General features: G+C 40.8%; 19 protein-coding genes. 7 read left to right on the top strand and 12 right to left on the bottom strand.

What is annotated here, in order from left to right:
• Positions 1-10 precede the first annotated feature (10 nt).
• Complete coding sequence (gene hslU, locus ACFSKL_RS20075) at positions 11-1414, top strand: ATP-dependent protease ATPase subunit HslU (RefSeq protein WP_376888729.1); 1404 nt, start codon at positions 11-13, stop codon at positions 1412-1414.
• Between the two features lie 94 nt (positions 1415-1508).
• Positions 1509-2252, top strand: coding sequence for an SDR family NAD(P)-dependent oxidoreductase (locus ACFSKL_RS20070; protein ID WP_376888727.1), 744 nt, complete (start codon positions 1509-1511; stop codon positions 2250-2252).
• A gap of 41 nt (positions 2253-2293) precedes the next feature.
• Here the strand turns inward: ACFSKL_RS20070 and ACFSKL_RS20065 are convergent, their stop codons facing one another.
• Entirely contained in the window at positions 2294-2782 is a 489-nt protein-coding gene (locus ACFSKL_RS20065) for a SixA phosphatase family protein (protein ID WP_376888725.1), read from the bottom strand.
• Between the two features lie 89 nt (positions 2783-2871).
• Between ACFSKL_RS20065 and ACFSKL_RS20060 the strand changes: the two genes are divergently transcribed.
• The 4 genes from ACFSKL_RS20060 to ACFSKL_RS20045 all read left to right on the top strand — a co-directional run bounded on the left by ACFSKL_RS20060 (position 2872) and on the right by ACFSKL_RS20045 (position 8065).
• Complete coding sequence (locus ACFSKL_RS20060) at positions 2872-3063, top strand: cold-shock protein (RefSeq protein WP_376888723.1); 192 nt, start codon at positions 2872-2874, stop codon at positions 3061-3063.
• 115 nt (positions 3064-3178) lie between these two features.
• Positions 3179-4636 carry a DUF294 nucleotidyltransferase-like domain-containing protein gene (locus ACFSKL_RS20055; protein WP_376888721.1) on the top strand — a complete coding sequence of 486 codons (1458 nt, stop codon included), beginning with the start codon at positions 3179-3181 and terminating at the stop codon, positions 4634-4636.
• 152 nt (positions 4637-4788) lie between these two features.
• Positions 4789-7116: a glucosamine-6-phosphate isomerase gene (locus ACFSKL_RS20050; RefSeq protein ID WP_376888720.1), complete on the top strand. Its 2328-nt coding sequence runs from the start codon at positions 4789-4791 to the stop codon at positions 7114-7116.
• A gap of 91 nt (positions 7117-7207) precedes the next feature.
• Complete coding sequence (locus tag ACFSKL_RS20045; protein WP_376888718.1) at positions 7208-8065, top strand: ROK family protein; 858 nt, start codon at positions 7208-7210, stop codon at positions 8063-8065.
• Positions 8066-8407: 342 nt separating this feature from the next.
• On the opposite strand, the gene ACFSKL_RS20040 is transcribed toward ACFSKL_RS20045, so the two are convergent.
• From ACFSKL_RS20040 to ACFSKL_RS20030, 3 genes are all read right to left on the bottom strand, one after another.
• Complete coding sequence (locus tag ACFSKL_RS20040) at positions 8408-9781, bottom strand: Gfo/Idh/MocA family protein (protein ID WP_376888716.1); 1374 nt, start codon at positions 9779-9781, stop codon at positions 8408-8410.
• Positions 9782-9977: 196 nt separating this feature from the next.
• The gene (locus tag ACFSKL_RS20035) at positions 9978-10535 is read right to left on the bottom strand and encodes a pentapeptide repeat-containing protein (RefSeq protein ID WP_376888714.1); all 558 of its coding nucleotides are present in this window, start codon (positions 10533-10535) and stop codon (positions 9978-9980) included.
• A 69-nt stretch (positions 10536-10604) separates the two neighbouring features.
• On the bottom strand, positions 10605-10736 hold the full coding sequence (locus ACFSKL_RS20030; protein ID WP_376888712.1) for a hypothetical protein: 132 nt from the start codon (positions 10734-10736) through the stop codon (positions 10605-10607).
• Between the two features lie 50 nt (positions 10737-10786).
• On the opposite strand from ACFSKL_RS20030, the gene hemN reads away from it, so the two are divergent.
• A complete protein-coding gene (gene hemN, locus ACFSKL_RS20025) occupies positions 10787-12145 on the top strand; it encodes an oxygen-independent coproporphyrinogen III oxidase (protein ID WP_376888710.1) in 1359 nt (452 codons plus the stop codon).
• Positions 12146-12406: 261 nt separating this feature from the next.
• On the opposite strand, the gene ACFSKL_RS20020 is transcribed toward hemN, so the two are convergent.
• The 8 genes from ACFSKL_RS20020 to ACFSKL_RS19985 are packed head-to-tail and all read right to left on the bottom strand — an operon-like array spanning position 12407 to position 20883.
• Positions 12407-13111, bottom strand: a complete 705-nt coding sequence (locus ACFSKL_RS20020) for a sulfite exporter TauE/SafE family protein (protein WP_376888708.1) — start codon at positions 13109-13111, stop codon at positions 12407-12409.
• Positions 13112-13537, bottom strand: a complete 426-nt coding sequence (locus ACFSKL_RS20015; RefSeq protein WP_376888706.1) for a FixH family protein — start codon at positions 13535-13537, stop codon at positions 13112-13114.
• Positions 13538-13558: 21 nt separating this feature from the next.
• The gene (ccoG, locus tag ACFSKL_RS20010; RefSeq protein WP_376888704.1) at positions 13559-14977 is read right to left on the bottom strand and encodes a cytochrome c oxidase accessory protein CcoG; all 1419 of its coding nucleotides are present in this window, start codon (positions 14975-14977) and stop codon (positions 13559-13561) included.
• A gap of 13 nt (positions 14978-14990) precedes the next feature.
• On the bottom strand, positions 14991-15935 hold the full coding sequence (locus tag ACFSKL_RS20005) for a cbb3-type cytochrome c oxidase N-terminal domain-containing protein (RefSeq protein WP_376888702.1): 945 nt from the start codon (positions 15933-15935) through the stop codon (positions 14991-14993).
• Positions 15922-16113: a cbb3-type cytochrome c oxidase subunit 3 gene (locus ACFSKL_RS20000; RefSeq protein WP_376888700.1), complete on the bottom strand. Its 192-nt coding sequence runs from the start codon at positions 16111-16113 to the stop codon at positions 15922-15924. Before ACFSKL_RS20000 ends, ACFSKL_RS20005 begins: the two co-directional genes overlap by 14 nt.
• A gap of 11 nt (positions 16114-16124) precedes the next feature.
• Positions 16125-18257, bottom strand: coding sequence for a cytochrome-c oxidase, cbb3-type subunit I (gene ccoN / locus ACFSKL_RS19995; RefSeq protein ID WP_376888699.1), 2133 nt, complete (start codon positions 18255-18257; stop codon positions 16125-16127).
• A gap of 2 nt (positions 18258-18259) precedes the next feature.
• A complete protein-coding gene (ccoS, locus tag ACFSKL_RS19990) occupies positions 18260-18442 on the bottom strand; it encodes a cbb3-type cytochrome oxidase assembly protein CcoS (RefSeq protein ID WP_376888697.1) in 183 nt (60 codons plus the stop codon).
• Between the two features lie 2 nt (positions 18443-18444).
• Entirely contained in the window at positions 18445-20883 is a 2439-nt protein-coding gene (locus ACFSKL_RS19985) for a heavy metal translocating P-type ATPase (protein ID WP_376888695.1), read from the bottom strand.
• Positions 20884-20887: the final 4 nt, after the last annotated feature.

The following is a 20887-nucleotide window of genomic DNA, read 5'->3' as shown; positions in this document are numbered from 1 at the left end:
TTAAGAAAATATGAGAAGTGATTTTAAAGATTTAACACCAAGACAGATAGTCGCTGAACTTGATAAATATATTATCGGTCAGCACGATGCCAAAAGAAATGTAGCCATCGCGCTGAGAAATAGGATCAGGAGACTTATGGTCAAAACAGAGATCCAAAAAGATATCGTCCCAAACAATATCTTGATGATCGGATCTACCGGAGTTGGCAAAACGGAAATAGCGAGAAGATTGGCAAAAATCGCCAATGCTCCATTCACCAAAGTGGAAGCTTCCAAATTTACAGAAGTGGGCTATGTAGGAAGGGATGTGGAGAGTATGGTCAGAGACCTTGTCGAACAATCCGTACACTTGGTCCAGGCACAGAAAAATGAAGAAGTCAAAGAAAAAGCGGCGGCAGCAGTAGAGGAGACTATACTGGACATATTGATCCCACCGGTAAAATCTGCGGGATTCACCAGAAACATCAATACGGCAGCTACAGAGTTCAATCCCGAAAATTCTTCAGACGAGGAATTGAATGAAAGAACCAGGGAACGGTTCAGGGAAAAGCTGAGAAATGGAGAACTGGAAGACAGAAAAATAGAAATCAATGTTAAGCAAAGCCCACCTGTAGGTATCGGAATGATCGGCAATGGCATGATGGATGATGCCAGCATGGCTGGAATCCAAGACATGCTCAGTGGCATGATGCCAAAGAAGACCAAGAAACGTAAGCTGACTATAGCAGAAGCCAGAAAGGTCTTGTTGGAAGAAGAGGCCAGTAAATTGATTGACTTTGATGATGTCAAAGAAGAAGCCATCAAACTTGCTGAGAACAATGGCATTATCTTTATAGATGAAATTGACAAAATCGCTTCCAAAAGTGGCAAAGGAGGCAGTGGTCCCGATGTGTCACGCGAAGGTGTACAGCGTGACTTGCTACCGATAGTAGAAGGGTCTGCTGTCAACACCAAATATGGCATCATCAATACTGACCATGTGCTGTTTATTGCTGCTGGTGCATTTCACGTAGCCAAACCATCTGATCTGATTCCCGAACTACAAGGCAGATTTCCTATCCGGGTCGAATTGAGTAGCCTGACGGAAGAAGATTTCTACCGAATACTCAAGGATCCGAAAAATGCATTGACAAAGCAATACCAAGCATTATTCGAGTCTGAGGAAGTTTATCTTGACTTCAATGACGAGGCGATCAGGGAAATCGCAAGTTTGGCATTCCAAATCAACGAGGAAGTGGAAAATATCGGGGCAAGACGTCTGCATACTGTGATGAGTCATTTGCTCAATGATTTCCTATTCGATGTACCAGATACCATCGAAGCCAATTCCAAAATCATGATCACCAAAGAAATGGTAAATGAGCGATTGAGTGGACTGATCAAAAACCGCGATTTGTCCCAATACATATTGTAAGAGAAATGAGAATGAAACGGGCTGTCAAAATTTTTGACAGCCCGTTCTATTTTTCAAGGGAATATTTATAAATTTATTTTCAAAATTCATAAGCATGAAATCACTCTTCATTATCACTGGGGCAAGCAAGGGAATAGGCAAGGCATTGGCAGAAAAGTTGGCATCCAATCCTGACAACGAAGTGATCGGAATATCCAGATCGGAAGTAAAAAGCCAATACGCTAACCTTAAGGGTATTTCTCTTGATCTCAGCAATTTCGATTTGATTCGCCAAAGCTTTGAAGTTATTTTTCTTGATGGTGATTTTGAACGCATTGTTTTGATCAACAATGCTGGTTGGATTGGACAAATAGACCACTTTGGCAACCTCAAATCCAAAAGCATTAGGGACATTTTCAATATCAACACTATTGCCCCAGCACTCTTGATAAATGAGTTTGTAAATAAATACTCAGGATTGAAAGACAAAGAGCGGATTGTCGTCAACATCAGTTCCGGGGCTGCCAAAAAAGCAATAGATGGCTGGTCAGGTTATTCCGCATCAAAGGCTGCGCTCAATATGATGACAGCAACCGCCCAAAAAGAAGCTGAACTCAACAAAACCGGGATAAAGTTCTATGCATTGTCTCCCGGAGTGGTAGATACCGATATGCAGTCAGCTATTAGAGCTTCCTCGGAAGAAAGTTTTTCTTCATTGTCCAAATTCAAGGATCTTAAGGAAAAAAACCAATTGAACACAGCGGCCGAGGTGGCTGAAAAAATCCTATACCTTATCCAAAACCCCAACCTATTTACAGAAGTACTTCAAGATGTAAGGGAATTTACTTCTGAAAAGTGAAACTCTTCAGACAAGTTGCCATTGGAATCCCCCAAAATGGATCACTTGTTTTTGGGATAGTCAAAAAACCATTTTTTTGCATTTTCCTTTCCAACATGTTTCCAAGAATTTACCTCAAATTTTACTGCAAATTGTCCGCAAGTGGGAAGATTCTCTATTTCGAACCCCAATTCCCAGATCAAGTCATTGAAGCCGGGATTGTGTCCAAAAATCATTACTGTATTGTAGAGATCGTCCAAACTTCGAATCAAACCTAGTATAACTGATGAACTTGCATGATACAATGTACCAGTAAACATTATTCTATCCTTGGGAAAATGAAGTTGCTCGGCAATAATCAAAGCAGTGGATTTTGCACGCTCCGCATCAGAGGAAACCAGTAAATCCGGGATGACACCTTTTCTTTTCAAACGCTGCCCCATCCTTGGTGAATCCCTCAGTCCCCTATCCCCCAAGGGTCTTTGATGATCATCCAAAAAAGGATCGTCCCATGATGATTTTGCGTGTCTGATCACTATAAGGTTTTTCATTTCACCAATTTAGCGAAATTATTTTTTGTTTTTATCATTGGATTATTTACATTTATTGAACATTTAACCACATATTTTAATTTATTATTATGCTTACCGGAACAGTAAAATTCTACAATGATGCAAAGGGATTTGGATTTATAGTTGATGATGAATCCCAAAAAGATGTATTTGTGCATGCAACTGGATTAGTTGACAAAGTTGCACAAGATGACAAAGTGACCTTTGATGTTAAAGAAGGCAAACAAGGCCTCAATGCTATAAATGTGAAAAAAGCATAGTCTGAACCCCAGCATTAGGTTAATCAATAAGAGCGGTTGTTTTCTATCGCTCTTTTTTTTATTCCTAGAAACTAAATTATTTTTTACGTATTTTCACCTAAGCAAGTCCAAAGACATGATAGAATCTACAGAAATAAACACAGACAGCTTCTATTCCAAAAAAGTAGGTGATCTCCATTATAGGAATCCAAGAATCTGTAAAGAAGATACGCCAATTTACCTGGCTGCCCAAATCATGGCAAAGGAAAAAGTTTCCTGTATTTTCATTGGCGACTCCAATGAAAACATACTTGGGTTTGTGACAGACATCACCTTGCGAGACAAAGTGATTGCGAAGCAAATGGATCCAAAAAAACCGGTCAACGAAATCATGGATAGGGGCATCGTCGCTATCTCAAAGCATGCATATCTTTATGAGGCATTGCTTATGATGTTCCAAACCAAGACCAGGTATTTATTGGTGAAGAGTGACAGTTCGTATATTGGCTGGATCAGTAGGAATAAGATACTGACAGAGCAGTCCCAAGGGCCATTTATTTTTATCCAGTCGGTAAAACAGGCCATGGACGTAGGTGAACTTAGGGAAAAATGGCAACAAGTACCAAAAATCATATACCAGCTTGTCAGCAATGGCCTCAAATCAGAAATCATCAACCAAATCATCACTACCGTTTCAGACACAATAGCCTTACGGGTGATAGAAAATGTCATTTCTGAAGTGGGACAGCCACCTGCCAAATTTGTATTCTTTGTTATGGGTAGTGAAGGAAGAGGTGAGCAAACCTTGAAAACAGACCAAGACAATGCCATCATATACGAGGACAAAGCCAATGAACAACGGGAATTGGTACGGGACTATTTTCTGGACTTCTCCAATCGCGTATCGACTGCACTGGATCATATTGGCTTTAGTTTTTGCCTGGGTGGTTTTATGGCGAAAAATCCAAAATGGACACATTCCCTTTCCCATTGGAAGAGAAACTATGAAAGTTGGATTCAGGAATCGACCCAAGAAACAGTCATGAAGTATTCTACCTTTTTCGATTGCAGAGCGATATATGGTGATTTTGGGATTCTGCAGGAACTCAAAGACTTCATGGACCAACAACTACAAAACCCAACAGAAAGGTTTTTCATGAACATGGGTACCAATGCGCTGCTGTTCGAACCTCCCCTTACATTTTTGAAAAATATCAGAACCTTCAAAATAGAGGGTGAGAAATTTTTCGACATCAAAAAAACAATGACACCAATCGTGGACTTGGCAAGGATTTTTGCATTGAAAAACAGAATCTTTGAAACCAATACAGGTAGAAGAATCGATGCGCTTCAAAAGAGCAATGTATTTACTGAAAAAGAAGCACAAGAACTTCAACATGCCTATTATTATTTGATGTCTTTGCGACTGGAAAAACAAGCATTGATGATCATTGATGAAAAGAAAAGCCCTGAAAATTTTGTGAGTATCAAAAAACTCACAAAGGTTCAAATGGTGACACTTGTGGAAATTTTTAAAGTAATCAAAGAGTTTCAACTTAAAATCAAGGTAGAGTTCACAAAAAACATTTTCTGATGTAAAACAAAATACTTTTTTAATTTTTTTATTTAACTATGGTTTTATATTTAATTTTTTGGTTTATTTACATTGTAATTACGACATGTCATCAAGTCAATTGACAATTTAGATACAGAATAACGCCATTAATCAATTAATCCTTTTCACATATGCTTAGCAATTATCCACTATCCGAAGTAGAAAAAGCCTTTCAAAAAGAATCTGGGCAGCAAAACACCAGTACTCTGATCCCCTATCTTCTGGTCGATAACTTTCCAAAACTAGGTTTGATCACCGCATGTAGATTTTTGGAATGGGTCTCCCTAAACCCAAAAGGAGTCATCAGTCTTCCTACCGGAAAAACCCCTGAATACTTCATCAAATGGACTAAATTTTTGCTTGAGAATTGGGATAATAAAAAAGGGAAAGATGTAAGGGAGAAATATGGCTTAGACAAAGTCAGCAAGCCGATTTTGAAAGACCTGACATTTGTACAGATTGACGAGTTCTATCCGATTTCATCCAGTCAAAACAATAGTTTTTACCACTATGTAAACCAATTTTACCTAGAAGGTTTTGGTTTGAGCAAAGACAATGCGATTCTGATCAATTCCAATGAAATCCCATTGGCTGGTGGCAGGAATTTCAAGGAGGTATTTCCAGACCTGAAGGTAGATCTCTCATTGAGGTTCAGGGAGCCTACCAATCAGGAGGAAAAAATCCAGCAAGATTCCATTTACCTTATAGACAAGTGGTGTGGGGACTACGAACAAAAAATCAGGGATAAGGGAGGAATTGGTTTCTTCTTGGGAGGAATTGGCCCAGATGGACACATAGCTTTCAACACCAGAGGCTCACATATTTTTTCCACAACACGCTTGACTGAGACAAATTTCGAAACACAGGCTGTAGCAGCTGGAGATTTGGGTGGTATCGAAGTCTCTTCCAACAGATTGGTGATAACTATTGGATTGGAAACAATCACTTACAATCCAGACGCTGTAGCAATCATTATTGCAGCCGGGGAAGCGAAAGCACAAATTGTCAAAGAATCCCTAGAGACACCACTGGACAATGTCTATCCAGCGACTTCACTTCAAAAATTGAAAAATGGAAGATTCTATTTGACAAAAGGAGCTGCAACAAAATTGACTGACTCCATTGACAGCTATTATCAGCAAGGTGAATGGACTTGGGAAAAAACCGAACGCGCAGTCATTGATCTTTGCAAAAGACTGAAAAAATACGGACATCGTCTCAAAATAGAAGACCTTAAGAATGACAAATATGCCTCGCTAATCCCAGACCTTTCGGAAGATACCGTCAACAAAGTAATGGAAAGCATGGTTGAAAAGCTCAACAGGGGAACCAGTAAAGAACAAAACGAAGTATTGCTTCACACAGGGCCCCACCATGATGATATTTCTTTGGGAATCCTTCCCCATATCACCAACCAACTTCAGGAAAACTCCAACGAAGCACATTTCTCTGTATTGACTTCAGGCTTTACAGCGGTAACAAATACTTTTGTCATAGACACCTTGCTGCATACCAAAAAATTATTGGACTCAGGAGAGATTCAGATGGTTCATTATGAGGATTTTTTCGAGGCAGGCTACAAGCTAAAAACCGACAAAGATGTCTATCATTTCCTTACCAATGTGGCATCCGAAAATCCAAGCCAAAGACTGAGGGGGCTTTGCCACAGGGTTATCCGAGCTATTGTGACGATTTTTGAAGTCAAGAACAAGCAGAAATTACGGGAAACCATCAACGATGTCATCAGTATTTTGCGCAATTCATATGATGGGGAAAAGAACCCACCAAAAATCCAAAAACTCAAAGGGATGATCCGTGAGTTTGAAGAAGAATTGGTTTGGGCACATTTTGGTGTACAGGTAAAGAATGTTCATCATTTGAGACTGGGGTTCTATACAGGAGATATTTTCACGGAGCAGCCTGACAAAAAGCGGGATGTAGAACCTATTTTGGAGATGTTCCGAAAAGTAAAGCCAACCAAGCTCAGCCTCACCCTAGATCCAGAAGGTTCAGGACCAGATACGCATTACAAAGTTCTCCAGGCTACCGCAGAAGCTGTCCGTCAATGGAGTGAAGAAGAAGATTTGAGTAACCTGAGAATCATCGGATACAGAAACGTCTGGTTCAAATTTGAGCCGCACGAAGCAAATGTAATCGTCCCAGTTTCTTTGGGTGACATGTCTGTCATGGAAGATTCTTTCAGCAATTGTTACCTCAGCCAAGTGAATGCTTCATTTCCCAGCTATTCGCACAACGGAAAATTCAGTACCGTCGCCAAACGTATCTGGGTAAACCAACTTCAGGATATTCAATTACTTTTGGGCAAAAATTATTTCTATCTCCATGAAACTGCAAAAGTCCGATCCAGCCACGGTCTTATTTTCTTCAAGGATATGAATGTGCAGGAATTCCTTGCCCATGCACGTGAATTGGAAAAATCCATAGAAGGATTCTTATAATAACATTACGCTCAAGCCTATTTCAAAAGGAGGAAATGAAGGTTCATTTTCTCCTTTTACATCAATCCTACTTAAATTAACTTTGATTCTGATGAAATTCGATAGACCTATTTTGGGACTTGATATTGGCGGCACCAATATCAAAGGGGGAATACTTATTGGGGAAAAACTTCTCGACATCAGAAGCATACCCACTCCGGCAAATGAAAGCCAAGAGGTAGTTTTGGAAACAATTGCCAAATTTATAGCCACTTATAAACATCATGGAATTGGAGCTATTGGCATCGGTATACCGGGCTTGGTAGATGTTGAGAATGGCATTGTATTAAACCTTTACAACATCCCTTCTTTCCGTAAGGTAGGACTAAAAAAATATTTGGAAAACTGGTTCAATATACCTGTATGCATCAACAATGATGCAAATTGCTTTATCTTGGGAGAACATCGGTTCGGCACGGCAAGGGATTTCAAACATCTTGTTGGAATCACTTTAGGCACTGGACTTGGGTCTGGCATTATTGTCAACAACCACCTATACAACGGGGTGAATTCAGCTGCTGGTGAATGGTGTTCTGTAAAGTATCTGGACAAAACATTTGAGTTTTATTGTGGAAGCAAATTCTTCATTTCCGAATATGGAAAGAAGCCAAAATCCCTTGCCAAATTGGCTGAGAATGGTGATGAAATGGCATTGGAAGCTTTTGTGCAATACGGAAAGCATTTAGGGGAGCTTGTCAAAAACATCCTTTATACTTTGGCTCCAGAAGCCATTGTTTTGGGCGGATCTATCCGCAAGGCCTACCCTTACTTCAAAGATAGCATGTACGAAACCATTGATACTTTCCTATACCCTTCGGTCAAGGAGAACCTCAAAATCATCATTTCCGACCTTGATGAAACCGGTATATGTGGAGCAGTTGCTTTGGTGGAAGAATATATGGAGTATTGAAGCAGAATAGATCTTGATTCATTTTCCCATCAAGATTTTAGATCCAATCACCAGATGAAAAACCTGCAACAAACAAGCATTACTATGATGTAAGCATGGTAAGTTGCCAAAAATCAGTAAAGCCCTAAAGCAATTAAAAACATCTGCTTTAGGGCTTTACTTTTGTCTTCTCGTTAAATTATCAATATACATCCGCTTTCTTGCCAGCAACCATTTACGAAACCAAATATGATTGTTCCAGTCCTTTTGTTATCCGTTGACTGTTGACGAATCCAGCAACATCTAACATGATTACTTGCAGACAAAGCATCAGATAATCACAAAACATTATTCCAGAAAGACTTATGCACCCCTTCCGGATTTTTTCAATTCAATATCAGTAAGATCTGCGATTTTCACAGGAAGGTTACTTTCTATACTATTGCGCGCAGCTATGCCAACCAAAATCGAAAGTGCTCCATCCCGTGTACCTGCTGACTGACGATAAGGGTCTGACATGCTTGGATCCTTGAATAGCTTATCTTTCAACCTAATATCTCCTCCACCATGCCCCCCCTTTCCGTGGGGAATACTGATAATCTCAGTTTTCCCAAAGTTTTTGGTCAGTCTGATCTCATCTACATTCGCTTCTTCCCAAGGTTGCTTTTCCTTAATCCAAGCCTCTACCCTTCCTTTGGTTCCATTGAACGCAATCCTATAGCCTTCATATGGGGAATAGGAAGTCAAAGAGTAGCTGACTTGGACTCCATTCATATACCTGATCTGAACAGCCATTTTATCATAAATATCCAAATCTTCACGGAACACACAGCCATCCCTCAAATAACCATCATGGTGCTCATTGTTTACATAGAGGTCTACCATGTGTTGGCTTTTGGTGATATCCCAATAAAAATCGCAATTGGTTTTATGCGGACAAGGTCTGCAATTGGTATGGCGAAAAGCCCCATTTTTCCCATAAAATTCCTGTGAACCATAAGCAAAAACCTCCTCTGGGTCTGAATCTAGCCACCAATTCAACAAATCAAAATGATGGGTCGATTTATGCACCAAAAGTGTCCCTCCTTTCTCTTTGTACCCATGCCATCTCCTAAAGTAGTCAGAACCATGGGAGGTATCCAAATACCAATGGAAGTCAACAGAAGTAACATCCCCGATGTCCCCATTCCGGAGGATTTCATAAATGCGTTGTCTGTGTGGAGAATACCTATAATTGAAGGTGACAATGACTTTTTTCCCTGTCTTTCGTTCAGCATCCAAGATCTGTTGACATTTGTCTTCATCCGTAGTCATGGGCTTCTCGGTGACAACATTTGCCCCAAACTCCAGTGCTTTTATGATAAAAGTATGGTGGGTATTGTCCACCGTAGTGACAATAACCAAATCAGGTTTGGTATCAACAAGCATTTGGTCAAAATCAATAAATGTGGGGCAATCTGCCCCTATATGCTTCTTTCCAAATTCGAGACGACCCGGGTTGATATCACAAAAACCGACAAATTCAATTTTATCGTCATAATCTTGCTTTACCTGTTTGCCAAACATATTTACACCTCTTACACCCAACCCAACAAGTGCTATCCGCATCTTCTGGTTGGGATTATCATGCAATACCAAGGCTTCTGCAATACTGTTCAGGAAGACAGAGCCTGTTAGAAATGTGGATGATTTGAGCAAAAAACTTCTTCTGGAAGTATCTAATTGATTGGATTTCATATCATTTTGGGTTTAATGGATTTCCTAAAATATCAATTTCACCCAAAAAAACTATCCTGTAGTCTGGGAAATCCCAAAAATCCGCGCCCCATTCACATAATCAGCAGCTTAGATAAGGAAGAAAACCCTTCCAGGTTCCACCCAATTGCTTTTATAAAAAACTGCCAATCAACAAAACCTGAAAGGTTTGCAAATTTCAGGAAATTTCTATCCCATACTTCCCCAACAAACCTTTCACCCCTTCCAAAGAAAACTTTGCTTTCTTCAATCTATTGGCATCAGGATTCAGGTTAAAATTATATGCTGATCGAAAATCCACGTTCTCAAGGTTTGTCCTTTCGAAAATCGCTCCAGCAAGATCTGAATCCCCAAAAACGGAGCCAGCCAGATCAGCCTGTACAAAATCCACTTCGAGCAACCTACATTTCTGAAACTTTGTTTTCCGGATTTTGCATTGGTAAAAGGAAGCGTGATCCATCACACAATCAGAAAAAGTAAATGCCAAACCGATAGGCTCACACTTGTCAAACCGCAAAGCCAAAAGCTTACAGTCCCTAAAAACAACATCTTGGAAGGAAGCCTTAAAAAGCTTTGCCATACTAAGATTGCATGCCACAAACTCACAATCAATAAAAACTATCCCTGATAAATCTGCATTGGAAAAATCACAATTGCTAAAAACACAGCTTTCGTATTCTCCCTTTTCCAAGTATTGTTTTGTGTAATCTATTTGGGTGAATTTCTTTTGGTACATATTTCCTTGTTGAATTTGAAAATTATTGTCTCATAGAGTAACTGATGGGGAGAAATCATCGTGAATTTGTCATTGTTGTTTAGACAAAACCTTTATAGCTAAAAGCCACATTCCATCAATCGGGAAATCGAAGGCATTCCCATCATGAACAGGTTTATTTAAACCATGATTTTTATCAGCTCCTCTTCCAATTTTGATCATCAAAAATACCGTATAATTCCGGGAAATTTGAGGATAATCTAATTTCAAATATGGAAAGCCAATCAATACTCCTCAAAAAATACAATGTGCCAGTCCCAAGATATACCTCATATCCAACTGTACCACTTTGGGCAAACGATTTGGACCAAACCAAATGGAAAAAGCAAGTCAACATGGCTTACGAAGATTTTGGAGAGTCAGAGGGCATCACTTTATATATCCACCTTCCTTATTGTGAAAGTCTTTGTACCTACTGTGGATGCAACAAGCGAATCACAAAGAACCATACTGTGGAGACTTCATACATCGAAACAGTCATCAAAGAATGGCATTCATATCTTCGTACCTTGGGAATGTATCCAAAATTGGCAGGGATCCATTTGGGCGGGGGGACACCTACATTTTTTTCTCCCGAATCATTGAATTTGATGATTTCATCTATCCTTGAGACTTCTGTGTTGATGGAAAATGCGGAACTGAGCTTTGAAGGACACCCAAATAATACGACCAGAGAGCATTTACAAACACTATATGATTTGGGCTTTCGGAGAGTCAGCTACGGAATCCAGGATTTTGATCTTGAAGTCCAGAAAGCCATCCATAGAATCCAGCCTTTTGAGAAGGTCAAAGAAGCTACAGAAATAGCAAGAGAGATTGGTTATGATTCAATCAATTTTGATCTGATCTATGGTTTGCCAAAACAGACGATAGAAACGATCATGAACACATTCGAAAAAGTCTCCATGCTGAAACCTGATAGGATTGCATTCTACAGCTATGCGCACTTACCATCGGCATTCCCTGCACAAAAAAGTTTTGAGAAAGATCTTCCTTTAGAAATAGAAAAACGCGGACTCTATGAAAAAGGGAAGGAAATCTTGGCTACGATGGGATATAAAGAAGTCGGAATGGATCATTTTGCACTGGAAAATGACCCGCTGTACCAAGCGAAAAGAAACAAAAGCCTCCACCGAAACTTTATGGGCTACACCACTTCCCCTTCAAAAATCCTAATAGGCCTGGGAAACAGCGCCATTTCTGATATTTATTATGTCTATAGGCAAAATCCCAAAGAAATAGAACACTACAAAGTGCAAGTCCAAAAGGAAGAGTTTGCCATAAACAAAAGCCATGTCATGACCCAAGAAGATATTGAGACAAGAAATCTGATCTTACAACTCATCTGTAATCAGGTTATCGCATGGGAATTTGACTTTTATAACCGAATCGGAAAAGTAAGTTTGACAAGGTTACATGCATTCCAAAATGAAGGTTTATTGAAATTCAATGCTACCGGATTGCGGATTTTGCCGGCAGGGCTTCCCTTTCTCCGTAATATCTGCTGTGTATTTGACAAAAGAATGCAGGAAAATGAAAAAAAATTGTTTGGGTTTAGTAAGGCGATTTAGGGGGAAGTTATTTTAGATTGAAGATTTTAGTCAATCACGCAAAGAATTGAAATGTGCAAAGTATCGCGGAGAGTGAAAAGAAGAGCCAAGATGCGAGAAGCTAGAGACGGGGCGAGACCTCTCCTGCCGTCGAGGTGACATAATCGTAGAAAACACACTTGGTTTTCTCTTATTCCGCTTCTAATTTCACATATCTCCAGCGGATCTCTGCGCCTTAGCGATCTCTGCGAGAGATTTGCCCAACTTCTCATTTCTTTTCCGTCACCTACAAATAGTAATCCCAACCTGTTCTATTCCATAGTCAAAAATTTGAAGCTTCGGACTTACGTAGTGGATTCCGAGCCCCAAACCTCTCACAATAAAGAGAATCCCAATAAACATCGCAAAATATGGGAGGGATTTAGTAAGTTTTGTACGGATTTTTAGGGAGAGGATTTTTCCTGATACCATCACGCCAATCAGCATAGGAATGGTCCCCAATCCAAAGAAAAACATATAAACAGCCCCTTGTAATGGATTTTGCAAAGCCAATGAAGCTATCAATGCGATATAAACCATGCCACAAGGCAACAGTCCATTCAACAATCCAGAGGCAAAAAACGCTTTACTTCCTCCTTTTTTTAAGAAATAACCCAAAGATGACTTCAATTTGTACACAGCTCCAAACAGACCTGATTGCGTGATGATCCTTTCTGAACGTTTGTAAAAAAATGCCATCAACAAAATCAATACCCCCATTCCAATAGAGATCCATTGCTGAATCCCTGCCAAAGCCAAAGAAAACCCGATCATTCCGACCACTGCCCCCAACATGGAATAGGTAAGCGTTCGCCCGAGATTGTAGATGATCTTATTGCGTAAAAATGGGGCATTGTCCTTCGCTGAAACAGCCAAAGCAATAGGCCCACACATTCCCAGACAATGAAATGAACCCAAAAATCCCAATAAAAACGCTGTCCAAACCATTTAGATATTGATTTTTTTCTCTTCGTAATACGCTACCCCATTCTCTTCCCAAGTCAACTTCACCTTCCAATATCCAGCCTTCAAAGAGGTGACATCAACTGTATTTTCAGCCGGATTGAGTAGCTGAAAATCGATTTTCTGATCCAACCTGGCATCTGATGGCCTGAACAAATGCAAAGTACCCTTTGATCCTACAGGAAGATTCATCACTACTTTTTTGAGCTGTGTGTTGTATGTCAAAACTTCATAATCCAATGTGTGTGCATTGACGATTTTATCAATCTGATCTTGGTATTTGATTTCCTCTTCATAATAATTTTGAGTGACCAAATGTATATCATCCTGCTTGACACATATGGTAACCAAGCCAGCCATAAACAACACAAAAACAGTTATAACCAATACTATTCCTTTTCCCCAGTCCATATTTTTCCTTTTATGAGTTAATTATTCTTTTGAAATCGGTCCTACAAAACTTGTTGTGATCTTGTCAATCACCTTTCCATTTTGAAGCAGCAACAATACTACATAATCTTGGTTTGTCTTGACCTCTTTTTGATCCGTAACCAAGAAAAATCTGCCATTGAACTTCGATTGCCCTTCCAGCGTCCAGTTTTGGTCACCAACCACCTCTACTTGGTATGTCGGATTTTCAGCCTTCAATTCTACGACTTGTGAATCAAAGGTTTTGTTGATAAATGACACTTCGTATAGATTACTGATCTCTCCAGTATCTCTAGCCTGATAGGTCATCCCCCTAAACCGTGTGACTGTTGCTCCCAAATCATCCCTAGTTGCAATCAGCGTAACGAAAGCTCCTACCAAAACCAACAATAAGAAAGAGTAGAGCTTCACCCTTGGAGTTAGCAGCTTATGTGTTTGTTTAAGCACACTGTTGTCCGATGCATATCGGATCAATCCTGTCGGCCTGTCCACTTTGACCATCACTTCATCACAGACATCAATACATGCAGTACAATTGACACATTCCATCTGCACGCCATTTCTGATGTCAATGCCCGTAGGGCAAACTTGCACACACAAACTACAATCTACGCAATCACCTTTTGGAGTTTCTTCTATCTTATTTTTTCTGATCATCCCCCTAGGCTCACCACGAACATGGTCATAGGTTACATTGATGGAATTGGCATCCAACAATACCCCCTGCAACCTTCCATAGGGACAGACTACGATACAAGCCTGCTCCCGAAACCAAGAAAATATAAAGAGAAAAATCCCGGTAAAGGCCATCAAGCCAATAAATCCAGACAAATGGGCAGAAGGAGGCTGGCTGACAATTTCTTTCACTTGATCCACTCCTATCAAATATGCCATGACAGTATGTGAAATCAATAGGGAAATGAAAGTGAAAATCAACATCTTCATTCCTTTCTTCCAGATTTTTTCCGAATCCCAAGGCATTGCATTGAGTTTTCGTTGCTGGTTGGCATCCCCTTCAATCCAGTATTCTATCTTGCGGAAAACCATTTCCATAAACAGCGTCTGCGGACAGGCCCATCCGCAGAAGACCCTTCCAAAAACCGCTGTAAACAGAATAATAAACACGAAGAAAATGAGCAGCAAGAAGATTAGCAAATGCGTATCTTGCGGCCAAAATGCAGCACCGAAGATGATAAATTTCCTTTCGAAAATATTGAATAGCATGTAAGGTCTTCCTCCTACCTGGATAAAGGGACCGGCAAATAAGATTGCCAGCAAAACCCAAGACAGATAAGTTCTCCATCGGTAAAATTTCCCGGACACCTTCTTAGGGTACACCCAGTTTCTTTTCCCATCATCCTGCACCGTCCCCAAAGAATCCCTGAAGCTGTTTGGATCGAAAACCCCTTTCTTGCTATTCATTTTCTCCACTATTTTAATTCTCTTCTTCCTCTACAGGAACCAATTCCAATTCATCCTCAGTCAGTGCATCCAATGGCTCCTCGATGGCAGGTTCGTATTTTTCGCCCTGAGGTTCTTTTGGATTAGCTGGAGTTGTGCCTTGGAGCGTCAGGATATAACTCGCAACATTTTGCATTTCTTCGGGGCTCAGTTGATCCTGCCAAGGGATCATTCCCTTTTCCACAACACCATACTTGACTACCTTGAATATATCTGCAATACCACCTCCATGGATCCAATATTCGTCCGTCATATTTGGACCGATGCCACCTCCGCCATCAGTGGCATGACAGGCAGCACAATTTGCCTCGTAGATTGATCTACCGGAAGTAATGGCTGGCGTCGAGGAATCAAACACTACCGTATTTTCATCAATCGAACTCAAGGCCAAAGCTTTGTATTCTTCAGCTTGGATGGCAGCAATTTTCAACTCCTCTTGGTATTCTTCCAGTTGGGTCTTACCCAAGCCCAAGACAGAATAATATGTGAAATAAGCTATCGCAAAAGCTATGGTAATATAGAAGACGTTGGCAAGCCATGGAGGCATGTGATTATCCAATTCTACAATTCCGTCATAGCTATGATCCAGCATCATCTCCTGTTCTTCTTTTCCCCCCACTGGTTTCATTTTGCCCACGATGTATTTCAATTTGAATTCATCCCACCATGACGGCTGTTCTGCCAATGCTGGATTTTGACTTTTGAATACAGTCACCATAAATGACATGAGGTAAATCATCAAAACCAACAGCAATAGGATTACTCCTAAAACCACACCCAAAATCACCAGAAGTGTCAATTGGCTGCTGTCCATTTCTTGGAATTTATTGACCCAGGACATTTCACTAGTCTGAGCAAATGCTGAAAGCGTTGTAAAGAAGCTTATCAGGACAGTAAATAAGATTTTAAACTTTTTCATAGCCGCTGTTCTTTTGTGATTCATCATCGAAAGGCAGGTCTTTCATATGATTGATGTAATTTTTATCTGCTTTGACTACCCATATAAACATCCCTACAAAGAAAATCACAAAGATCAAAAGGGAGATGATTGGATAGATTTCTATGTTCTCTATGGAACTTAAGATATCTTTTTTCATGGTTTTGCCGATTATGGGTTAGTGTTTGCTGTCTTTTTGATATCCGTACCCAATCGCTGGAGGTAGGCAATCAGTGCTACTATTTCTGATTGGGGCATTACTTCTACTCCTGCAGACTGTAAGCTTGCGACAATCTCTTCTGCTTGAACCTGCAAGTCAACATTGGCTTGCTGATCATAGCCTTCAGGATATGGAACTCCCAGTTTCTGTAAGGTTCTGATCTTGGCTGGCACATCTTCGTGGTCCATTGTATTTGTAGCCAACCATGGATAAGGCGGCATGAGAGATCCTGGAGACATACTTCTAGGGTCTACCATGTGGTGATAGTGCCAGCTATCGGGATACTTGCCTCCCACTCTATGTAAATCTGGCCCAGTTCGCTTAGACCCCCATAGGAACGGACGGTCATAAACAAATTCTCCTGCCTTGGAATACTCTCCAAAACGCTCGGTTTCAGAACGGAAAGGCCGGATCATCTGGGAGTGACAACCCACACAACCGTGGGAAATATAAAGGTCTCTTCCTTGCAATTCCAGTGGCGTATATGGGTCCACACTTGATATGGTTGGCACATTTGACTTCACCAAAATAGTCGGGATAATCTCAATCGCACCACCTATCAAAATAGCTACAGTAGCTAGGATCGTGAAGAAAATAGGTTTTCTCTCCCATGCCCTATGCCAAAACTCCCCTTTTTCTTCCTTGTGTGCTGTCAATGCAGGTGCTTCGTCAGCTTCTTCTGGCACGAAAGTTCCTTGGCTGGCTGTTTTGAACATGTTGTAAACCATCAAGAATACACCCGATAGATATAATACACCACCAAAAGCTCTCAGCATGTACATTGGTACTATTTGCACGACAGTCTCCAAGAAGTTAGGATAGACCAATCTTCCAGCATCAGAGAATTCCTTCCACATCAATGACTGGGTCAAAGCTGCCACATACATTGGAAGTGCGTAAAACAAAATCCCTATCGTACCCAACCAGAAATGGGTCGTTGCCAATTTTGTGGAATAAAGGTTTGTTTTCCACATCTTTGGCCATAACCAATACAGCATCGCAAAGGTGAAGAACCCATTCCAGCCCAATCCACCGATGTGTACGTGTGCTACAATCCAATCCGTATAATGGGCAATGGCATTTACATTTTTAAGAGAAAGCAAGGGTCCTTCAAAGGTCGCCATCCCATAAGCAGTGACTGCCACGACCATGAATTTCAAAACTGGATCAACCCGCACCTTGTCCCAAGCTCCCCTCAAGGTCAAAAGCCCATTGACCATACCACCCCAAGACGGAGCAATCAGCATGATAGAAAACACAACACCAAGAATCTGAGCCCACTCAGGCAATGCGGTATAAAGCAAGTGATGAGGTCCTGCCCAGATATACAGGAAAATCAAAGACCAGAAGTGAATAATAGAAAGTTTATAGGAATAGACTGGTCTGTTTGCTGCTTTCGGCAAATAGTAATACATCAAACCCAAGAAAGGGGTAGTAAGGAAGAATGCCACCGCATTGTGTCCGTACCACCACTGGACCAAAGCATCCTGGACACCCGCATAAGCAGAGTAACTCTTGAAGAATGATACGGGAAGCGCAAGTGAATTGAAAATATGCAGAACAGCGATCGTCACGAAAGAGGCCATATAGAACCATATGGCTACATACATGTGTTTTTCCCTTCTCTTGATCAAAGCCCCTATCATGTTGGCTCCAAAAGCCACCCAAACCACTGTAATCAAGATATCAATTGGCCATTCCAATTCCGCATATTCCTTGGAACTTGTCAATCCCAAAGGTAATGTGATAGCAGCCAAAAGAATGATCAATTGCCATCCCCAGAAGTGAAACCAGCTGAGTGCTTTGCTCCACATGGGTGTCTTGAGCAATCTTGGCATGGAATAATAGATCCCAGCAAAAATTGCATTCCCCACGAACGCAAAGATCACTGCATTGGTATGGAGCGGACGAATCCTCCCAAATGTGGTATAGGGATTTCCTAGGTTGGCTTCGGGCAAAAACAGCTGGGTAGCTGCCAATACCCCTACCAACATCCCGACGATACCCCAAGCTATGGTGGCTACGCCGAAGTATTTTACGATCTTGTTGTCGTAACTGAACTGTTCCAATGTTGTACCTGACATACTTACTTTATTTTATTTGTTGGTGTTTTTTTATCGGTTTTTGACTGTTTGTTTTCAAATAGAATCCTAATCGCCGGGGTATGACTATCATCAAACTGCCCATCTTTCATTGCCCTGAAGAATAGGTAGAGGAATGAACCTGCCAGGATTAAACTTATTGCTATCAATATGAATATGACTTCCATGCTTACCAGATTTTATCCTTTAGACCTCGTTTGTATGCCAAATAATTGGTCGTGAGTGTAGTAAATATGACCACAGAAATACTGCCGATCGGCATCAGGATTGCGCAGAATACAGGACTGACCAAACCTTGTACAGCGAAGTAAACCCCAACTATATTGTAGGTAAAACTCAACCCAAAACTTGCCTTGATGATATTCCTGCTTGTCTTGGTAAAGTCTAAAAATGCCGGAAGCTTCGAAATGACAGACGCATCCATGATTGCATCCGAAGCAGGGGAAAAGTTTGTCACTTTATCCGTCACTGCGATCCCCACATGGCTTTCCCGTAAAGCACCCGCATCATTCAAGCCATCCCCTACCATCATTGTATTTGCGCCTTGACTATTCAAATACTTGATGTAAGCAAGCTTGTCACTGGGGCCTTGGTTGAAGTTCATGGAAATACCCTCTCCGAAAACCTTTCTTAAATTCAACCTTTCGTGATCTTGGTCACCCGAAAGCAAATGCACTTCCCTGTCTTGCTGGACTTGGGAAACTACTTCTTGGATACCTTTCCGCAAGCCACTTTGAATAAAGAAATAGCCCAACACATAATCCTCCACAGCAAAGAACACCAAATTGCCCCCTTCTGGCAGACCTTCCAGTGAGGCTTTGACAAAGTCACTTGACCCCAATCTGAACTCTTGGTTTTTGTATCGGCAAACCAATCCTTTTCCTTGTACTTCCTGAACCAAACTTATCTTAGCCGGCTTCACCCCATCCAAAAACGAATTGATCCTATTGCTTAAGGCATGGGTAGATTGCATGACCAAAGCTTTGATGATCTCTTTCGATTCTCCCGACAGTGTTTCCCCTACATAATTCACCTTTGCTTGGTTTGGAGAAGTCAAGGTGCCTGTCTTGTCAAAAATAACCGTGTCTATTTTGGCTATTTTCTCGATAGTCTGGGAATTTTTCAGGTAAAACTTCCCTTGCCCAAATACCCTCAAGGTATTGCCCAAAGTAAATGGCGTGGACATAGCCAATGCACAAGGGCAAGTGATGATCAATACAGAAGTGAATGTCAATACACCCAAACCCACCTGACCTTGTACAATCCAATAAACCAAAGCCGAAAGTGCAATGATCAATACAACCAAAGTAAACTTGCCCGAAACCTTGTTTGCCAAATTCCCAAGGCTATTTACTTTCTCTTTTTCAAATGCTTCATTGTTCCACAAATCTGTCAAGTAGCCTTGGGAAGGAGATTTTTGGACTGTCAAAGTCAATACTTCACCTTTTTGCCTTCCCCCTGAATAGATCAATTCACCCTGCTTCTTGGCGACGGGGACTTCTTCTCCTGTCACAAAACTATAATCTATGTAAGCATCCCCATCCAACAAAATGCTGTCAGCCGGTATCAATTCTTCATTTCTGACCCTGATGATATCCCCTACTTTCAGTTTGATCAAAGGGATCACTTCTTCTTCATTTTTGACCAACTTGGTAACGGCCACTGGAAAATATGATTTATAATCACGGTCGAAAGACAGCGTATCGTAAGTCTTCTGTTGATAATATTTACCTATCAACAAGAAAAACAATAGTCCTCCCAGAGTGTCCATGTAACCTTCATTTCCCAAAAGAAAAATATCATACAGGCTATAGGAGAATAGTGTAACGATCCCAAGCGCTATGGGTACGTCCATATTCACAGCCCTGTTCTTCAGTGCCAACCAAGCGGACTTGTAGTAATCTGTGGCTACGTAGAAAAACACCGGTAAAGACAGCAGGACATTTAGGTAATTGAAAGTCTTCTTAAAACCTTTCCCCAACAATTCCGCTTCCGCAAAATACTCCGGCAAGCTAAAGAGCATCATATTCCCAAAGCAAAATCCAGCAACGGCGAGCTTGAAAATCAATTTCCTGTCAGTAAACTGTACTTTTTTCTTATCAATATCTGCCAGGTTTAGCGATGGCTCATACCCGATTTTGGTAAGTAATTGAACCAGTTCCTTAAGACTTATTTGATCTCTTTTATATTTTACCTGAACTTTCTTTTTGATGAAATCCACTCTTCCTGAAACAATCCCACTATTTAGCTTGTGCAAATTCTCAAGCAACCAAATACAGGAAGCACAATGGATCAATGGAATGGTGAATGTGATATGTGTATCTGATTCATTCTGAAAATTAACCAAACGGTCTATGATCTCCTGATCATCCAAGTAATCAAAGCGGTTGTCCTTGGCTTTCGAATTTCCCAAACTGGTGCCGGGAGCTTCCGCTATTTCATAATATGCACAAAGGTCATTTTCATTCAACACCTCATATACAAGCTTACACCCAGAGCAGCAAAATTCCTTTTCATCAAAATGAAGCACTTCGTCCAAGCAACTTTCACCGCAGTGGTAACAGCTGGTTCTATCTTTTGGCTCGTATATTTTGCTTGTTTTAGACATCTTG

It is taken from the genome of Belliella marina, from assembly GCF_042682445.1.
GTDB lineage: Bacteria > Bacteroidota > Bacteroidia > Cytophagales > Cyclobacteriaceae > Belliella > Belliella marina.
The sequence above is the reverse complement of the archived record's forward strand: the minus strand, read 5'-3'. Positions and strand labels throughout refer to the sequence as shown.